The sequence below is a fragment of the Mesorhizobium sp. M7A.F.Ca.AU.002.02.1.1 genome, from assembly GCF_003998535.1.
Classification (GTDB): domain Bacteria; phylum Pseudomonadota; class Alphaproteobacteria; order Rhizobiales; family Rhizobiaceae; genus Mesorhizobium; species Mesorhizobium ciceri.
This window is the reverse complement of sequence record NZ_RZPB01000325.1, coordinates 1-6,600: the sequence shown is the minus strand read 5'-3', so window position 1 is coordinate 6,600 and position 6,600 is coordinate 1. Positions and strand designations below refer to the sequence as shown.

Annotated in this window: 6 protein-coding genes and 2 pseudogenes; 5 read left to right on the top strand and 3 right to left on the bottom strand. The window is 63.7% G+C overall.

Annotation, left to right across the window (positions count from 1 at the left end):
• Positions 1-359, bottom strand: a 359-nt coding sequence (locus EN879_RS19740) for an acyltransferase (protein WP_164774475.1), incomplete at its 3' end; no start/stop codon positions are given.
• Between the two features lie 123 nt (positions 360-482).
• Between EN879_RS19740 and speB the strand changes: the two genes are divergently transcribed.
• From speB to EN879_RS19725, 3 genes and pseudogenes are all read left to right on the top strand, one after another.
• A complete protein-coding gene (gene speB / locus EN879_RS19735; protein WP_013532211.1) occupies positions 483-1,490 on the top strand; it encodes an agmatinase in 1,008 nt (335 codons plus the stop codon).
• Positions 1,491-1,520: 30 nt separating this feature from the next.
• The gene (gene argC, locus EN879_RS19730) at positions 1,521-2,447 is read left to right on the top strand and encodes an N-acetyl-gamma-glutamyl-phosphate reductase (RefSeq protein WP_013532212.1); all 927 of its coding nucleotides are present in this window, start codon (positions 1,521-1,523) and stop codon (positions 2,445-2,447) included.
• A pseudogene (locus EN879_RS19725) lies at positions 2,444-3,284 on the top strand (aminoglycoside phosphotransferase family protein). The gene argC and the pseudogene EN879_RS19725 overlap by 4 nt, the downstream one beginning before the upstream one ends.
• Positions 3,285-3,309: 25 nt before the next feature.
• On the opposite strand, the gene EN879_RS19720 reads toward EN879_RS19725, so the two are convergent.
• Complete coding sequence (locus tag EN879_RS19720; protein ID WP_082826667.1) at positions 3,310-4,401, bottom strand: COX15/CtaA family protein; 1,092 nt, start codon at positions 4,399-4,401, stop codon at positions 3,310-3,312.
• A gap of 198 nt (positions 4,402-4,599) precedes the next feature.
• On the opposite strand from EN879_RS19720, the gene EN879_RS19715 reads away from it, so the two are divergent.
• Positions 4,600-4,815 carry a DUF2842 domain-containing protein gene (locus tag EN879_RS19715; RefSeq protein ID WP_063167779.1) on the top strand — a complete coding sequence of 72 codons (216 nt, stop codon included), beginning with the start codon at positions 4,600-4,602 and terminating at the stop codon, positions 4,813-4,815.
• Positions 4,816-4,830: 15 nt separating this feature from the next.
• On the opposite strand, the gene EN879_RS19710 is transcribed toward EN879_RS19715, so the two are convergent.
• Positions 4,831-5,889: a polysaccharide deacetylase family protein gene (locus tag EN879_RS19710; protein ID WP_063167778.1), complete on the bottom strand. Its 1,059-nt coding sequence runs from the start codon at positions 5,887-5,889 to the stop codon at positions 4,831-4,833.
• Positions 5,890-5,980: 91 nt separating this feature from the next.
• Between EN879_RS19710 and EN879_RS19705 the strand changes: the two are divergent.
• Positions 5,981-6,600: pseudogene (locus EN879_RS19705) on the top strand (GNAT family N-acetyltransferase); the annotation flags it as partial.

The window sequence follows — 6,600 nt, the reverse complement described above, 5'->3', positions numbered from 1 at the left end:
ATCAGCCGCAGCAGCTCGAAACCGGCGAAGGCGGCAAGCATGAGCAGATGCAGCGGGTAGATGCGGCCGAAACGGACCAGGGCGAAACGCGCGACCTGTCCCGGTTGGTTGAGCCGATCGCCGTAGCTGCTGGCGATGACGAAGCCGGAAAGGACGAAGAAGAAATCGACGAACAGGTAGGACGAACCGATGAAGGCGCTTTGCGAAATCGTCGAACCGGTAGGAAAGTGAAACAGCGCCACCAGAAGCGCGCAGATGCCGCGCCACGAATCGAGGACCAGGAAGCGTTCGCCGGCGACCGTGCCGGTGTGGGTCGACGCCGCGGCACGGGTGGGGTTGAGAAACGCGGTCTGCGTCATGATGATACAATCCTGTCTTGCCGTGGCACTCGGGCAGCGCCATTCCGTCTCGCCAAGCTATGACTGGCATCTTCCGTGCCGGTTCTGTAGTTGTTGCAACCCGATGAAAAACGAGGATCCGTAATGGCGAACCACACCATCGACAACGCCTTCACCGCCCGTTCCAAAACGGGCGCCGCGTTCGAGCCGACCTATTCCGGCGCGCTGTCGTTCATGCGGCGCAAATACACCAAGGACGTGAAGGGCGCGGATGCGGTGGTGTGGGGTATTCCCTTCGATGCCGCCGTCACCAACCGGCCTGGCGCCCGCTTCGGGCCGCAGGCGATCCGCCGTGCCTCGGCGATCCTCGACAACGACCCGCAATATCCCTTTTCACGCGATCTGTTCGAGCATCTGGCGGTCGTCGACTATGGCGATTGCCTGCTCGATTCGGGCAACCATCAGAAGACGCCCGGCACGATCGAGCGCGAAGCGGCGAAGATCCTCAAATCAGGCGCCTTCCTGTTGACGCTCGGCGGCGATCATTTCGTCACCTGGCCACTGCTCAAGGCGCATGCCGCCATCCATGGTCCGCTCGCTTTGGTGCAGTTCGACGCCCACCAGGACACCTGGCCGGACGACGGCAAGCGCATCGACCACGGCTCCTTCGTCGGTCGCGCCGTCAAGGAAGGCATCATCGATCCCGACCGGTCGATCCAGATCGGCATCCGCACCCATGCGCCCGACACGTTCGGCATCAAGATCCTCCATGGCCATGAAATCGAGGAGATGCGGGCGTCCGACATTGCCTACGCCATTGTCGACCGCACCGGCGGCAAGAAGACCTATCTCACCTTCGACATCGACTGCCTCGATCCGGCCTATGCGCCCGGCACAGGCACGCCGGTTGCCGGCGGCCCGTCCTCGGCCAAGATCCTGTCGACTCTGCGCCAGCTCAACCAGATCGATATTGTCGGCGCCGATGTCGTAGAGGTTGCGCCGGCCTATGATCACGCCGATATAACGGCAATCGCCGGCTCGATGGTGGCCATGCAATATCTCGGTCTGCTTGCTGAACGGAAAGCCCGGCTTGAAGAGCTGAACAACGGCAATCACAATGGTGCCGCAGTGATTCAGGGTCAGGGCATATAGTCTTGAAAACTCAGGGAATTTGAACAACCCATGAAACCGAAAATCTTCATCGACGGCGAACACGGCACCACCGGCCTGCAGATCAGGGCGCTGCTTGCCGAGCGCGGTGATCTGGAGATCATTTCCATCCCCACCGAGCGTCGCAAGGAAACGGCGGCACGTGCCGAGTTCCTCAATGCCGCCGATGTCGCTATCCTGTGCCTGCCCGACGACGCGGCGAAGGAAAGCGTCTCGCTGATCGCCAACGACACCACCAGGGTCATCGATGCGTCGACCGCGCATCGCGTGGCGGAGGGCTGGGCGTATGGTTTCGCCGAGATGGACAAGGACCAGGCAAAGGCGATTGCCTCGGCAAAGCGCGTCGCCAACCCAGGCTGCTGGCCGCAGGGACCGATCGCGACGCTGCGGCCGCTGGTCACAGCAGGCCTGCTGCCGGCCGATTTTCCGATCACCGTCAACGGCATTTCGGGCTATTCCGGCGGCGGACGGCCGATGATCGAGGACTACGTCGCCAAGGGCGAGGACGCCTCGGAATTCCTGCCTTACGGCCTCACCCTGCAGCACAAGCACGTGCCGGAATTGAGGGCCTATGCAAGGCTGTCGCATGATCCGATCATGCAGCCGGCGGTCGGCAATTTCGCGCAAGGCATGATCACCGTGGTGCCATTGCAACTCGGCGGCCTCGACCATGTGCCGACCGGTGCGGAGCTGCATGCGGCGATTGCCGACCATTTCGCCGCCATCAAGGGCGGTGTGGTCGAGGTGGCGCCCTATGCGCATTCGGAGCGCATGCCGGAGATCGATCCGGAGATCTACAACGGCACCAACCGGATGAAGGTCTATGTCTTCGCCAACGACAAACGGGCGCAGGCCCTGCTGCTGGCGGTCTACGACAATCTCGGCAAGGGCGCCTCGGGTGCCGCCGTCCAGAACATGGATCTGATGCTCGGCCTCTGATGGACACGCCAGCCTTTCCGGCGCGCTGGAAAGTCAGCGCGCCCGAACTCGTTGCCGAGACCTTTTCGAGCCGCATCTGGAAGGTTTTGCGCGAAGACGGATCGCCGGCGATCGTCAAGGCGCTGAAGCCTTTCGATGACGTCGCCGACGAGTTGCGCGGAGAGCACTATCTCGCCTGGCGGCGCGGCGAAGGCGCGGTGCGTCTGCTCGGCCGCGACGGCCACAGCATGCTGCTCGAATATGCCGGTGAAACCCTGCTGCAGCAGGTTCTCGACGAACAGGGCGACTTTGCCGCGACCGCAATCGCGGCGGAGCTGATGGCAAAACTGTTTTCACGGGGGAAAGCCCCCTACCCGCCCGAGCTTCAGCCGCTCCGGGAACGCTTCGCCAGCCTGTTCGACAAGGCGAATACCGATCGCGACGCCGGCCTTGACAGCCTCTATGTCGAGGCAGCCGTCATCGCCGAGCGGCTGCTGGCCGATCCGCACGACCAGGCCCCTGCATGGCGATCTGCATCACGAAAACATCCTGCACGGGCCGCGCGGCTGGCTGGCGATCGATCCGAAGGGCGTGCTCGGCGATCCCGGCTTCGACGCGGCGAACATGTTCTACAACCCGCTCGACCGGGACGATCTCTGCCTCGATCCGAAGCGGATCGCTGATATGGCCGAGATCTTTGCCAGAACACTGAGCCAGACACCGACCGCTATCCTCGATCATGCCATTGCCTATGGATGCCTGTCGGCGTCCTGGCATCACGAGGACGACAATGCGGTCGAGGAGAATCGCGAATTGTCGATCGTCAAGGCGATCCGGGCGGTGCGGGCAAGCTTCTGATCCGACCCAGTAGATCGGCTCGGGATCAGCCCCTGAGCGCTATTCCCGTCGGCAAGGGATAGGCGCCCTTGGTGCCGCGCCAATGGGCTGCTGCAAAGCCCAGCACGATCAGCGCAAATCCCTGATGGGTCAGCGCCATATGCAACGGCACATGCATGAGCAGCGTGCCGACGCCGATCGAGGCCTGCACCAGCACCAGTAGAAACAGCAGCGTCGCGCGGCGCGCATGCGTCGAGCCTGGCAGCCGCCGGCGCGTGGCGATCATGTGCCACAAGGCCACGACGAATACCGTGTAAGCGCCAAGCCGATGGACGAACTGCACCGTCTTCGGGCTCTCGAAGAAGTTGCGCCATGCCGGCTCGAGGATCAGCAGATCGCCGGGAATGATCTTGCCGTCCATCAGCGGCCAGGTGTTGTAGCTCAGACCCGCATCGAGCCCGGCGACCAGGCCGCCGAGATAGATCTGGATCAGCGCCAGCAGCACGATGAAGCCGGCCAGCCTCTGCGTCGACCTATCGGCGGCAGGCTCGGAATGCGGCGCCAACCCGCGCGCGACCACCATGGTGGCGGTGAAGATCAGTGCGGCAAGGGTCAGGTGGGTCGCCAGGCGGTACTGGCTGACGGAGACCCGGTCGACCAGGCCAGAGGCCACCATCCACCAGCCGATGGCGCCTTGCAGGCCGCCAAGCAGCAGAATGCCCACGAGTTTCCGACCCAGGCCGCGCTCGATGCGGCGCGTTGCCCAGAAAAACAGCAGCGGCAAGGCGAAGACCAGGCCGACGCTGCGCGCCAGGATGCGATGCGCCCATTCCCACCAGAAGATCGATTTGAACGCTTCGATGCCCATGCCCTTGTTGAGCTCGGCATATTGCGGGATCTGCTGGTAGAGCTGGAATTCCTCTTGCCACTCGGCATCGTTGAGCGGCGGGATCACGCCATGGATCGGCTTCCACTGCGTAATCGACAGGCCGGAATCGGTGAGCCTGGTGGCGCCGCCGACCAGCACCAGCGCAAACAGCACCAGAAGCACCACATAGAGCCAGGCGCGCAGCAGCGCCCGGTTATGCAGGTCGCGGTCGCGGGCGACGTATGGCGCGGCAGCTGATATGGCAGCCATGATCTTGTCCCGGCAGGTTGATTTGGCGGATTGGTGGACCATCGCACCCGTGCTGGCAAGACCATCCGGCGCGGCACGCCGTCGCGCCGCGTCTCACCGGTTGCGCAGTCTCGCCTCAAGGCCTATGCGAGGCCGTTACCCCTTGAGCCTGCCAGGCCGCCTGTGCAAATTCCGGCATGCTCGATCAGGAGACCAACCATGCCCCTGCGCCTGAAAAAGCTGATCGGAATGTTTCTGCTGGTGGCGCTGGTCATCATCTATGCGCTGGTCGCATCGATCTTCGCGGTCGCCCGGCTGTCGGAGTCGGGTCCGTGGGTGCATTTCCTGTTCTTCCTGCTCAGCGGCCTGGTCTGGGTGCTGCCGGCAATGGGCATCATCAAATGGCTGATGCTGGAGCCGAGGGCCAAGCGCTAGGCGAAACCGCCAGCGTCAGATGGTGACGACCATCTTGCCGGCATTGGCGAGCGGCGTCGTCACGCCCGACAGCATGGTGCGAATATGGGCGAGGCTCTGATAGCGGCCGTTGACGGAAATCCGCGGCAAAGCCTGCAGGAACCCGGCATGTTCGGCGCGCAGCACGCCGTGGCGCGTCGTCACGGCAGAGGTGTAGCCTGCGTCACGGGCAAAGCCGACTTCGCGACAGCCTACGGCACTCGCATAGCCATAGGGGTAAGCGAAATGGCGGGGCTCTTCGCCCAGTTCGGCCAGCAACATGGCGCGCACGGCGCCGATCTCGTGCCGGGCATCGGCTTCGGAGAGCCGCTTCAGATTGCTGTGGTTGATCGTATGGGCGCCGATCGTCACCAGCGGATGCGCGGCGATGCGGCGGATTTCGTCCCAGTTCATCAATGTGCGCAGGCGCGGACCGTCGGCGTCGATGCCATTTGCGCGAGCCAGATCGCGCAACACCGCCTGCAGGTCCTTCTCGCGGATTTCGGAGGTGAGATAGGCGTGCAGGCGTGCATTGGCCTGCAGCTTCTTCGCGGGGGTCGAGCAATCGATCGTCAGCGGACCCTTCGGCCGCGTCAGCGTCAAGGTATCGCGCGCGTTGACGATGTCCTCGACAACGTCCCACCACAGGTCGGCTGTGCCGTTGATCAGCCCGGGCGCGACATAGATGGTGATCGGCGCGCCGTGCTTCTCCAGCACCGGCAGCGCCTCGACCATATTGTCGCGATAGGCATCGTCGGCGGTGATCGTGGCAAACTGACCGCCTTTGCCGCCCGCCTTGATGCGCTCGACGGCTTCGTCCATGGAGACGAAGGCATAGCCATGCGCCTTCATGTCGGCGATCATGGCATCGAGGAACCCGGGCGCGATATTCAGATGCCGGTTGACGCCGTCCGGCTTTTCCGGCGTCGCGGTAACACGGTGCAGCATCAGGATGGCGCCAATGCCGCCGATGAACGGCTTGGCCAGCGGTGCAAGGCCGGTATAGCGGGCGACGTTCAGCGCCAGTTTCCGGATTGCCTCCCCGCCGTCGATCATTCATTCACCTTTTGCGCCTAGGCTGATCCAAGCACGGAATGCGCCTATGCGAACCCCCAAATCGCGACCAATACGCCCTAAGGATTGAGGTATGGTTGACGCAACTGCGTCATTTGACGGCAATCGGCTTGCGGCAACCGAGGCATCGTCGCGCGCCTTGCCACGGGACCGTGCCGGCCTGTCGATCTCGGTGGCGTCCACGGACGGACTGGCGGCCTATGCCGAGTTCTGCCGCTCGGCTCTGTTTGGTCCGGCGCAGAGTGCTGCCTGGATCCTGAACTGGGCGGCCGAGACACGACCGGACCTGCTCGTCGCGACGCTGAGTGCCGAGGGCAAACCGGTTTTTTCGCTGGCGCTGGAGGTTGCCTCGAAGGGGCCGTTCCGGATCGCCCGCTTCATGGGTGGGCGCCACGCCAACGGCAACTTCGTCGCCGCGGACCCGAACTGGCTGGCCAAGGTGGATATGCCGGCCCTCCGATCGGTGCTGGCGGCCATCGCCGAGGCACGCCCGGACATCGATCTGGTCGCGCTCGAGCGGTTGCTGCCCGATCTCGACGGCGTCGCCAATCCGCTCGCATCGCTTGACCATTTTTCCAGCCCCAATCTGTCGCTGGCCGTCGATCTCGCCGGCGGCTTCGATGCGCTGCTTTCTCGCGCCAGTGGCAAACGCAAACGCAAGAAGCACCGGTCGCAGATCCGGAAATTCGAGAC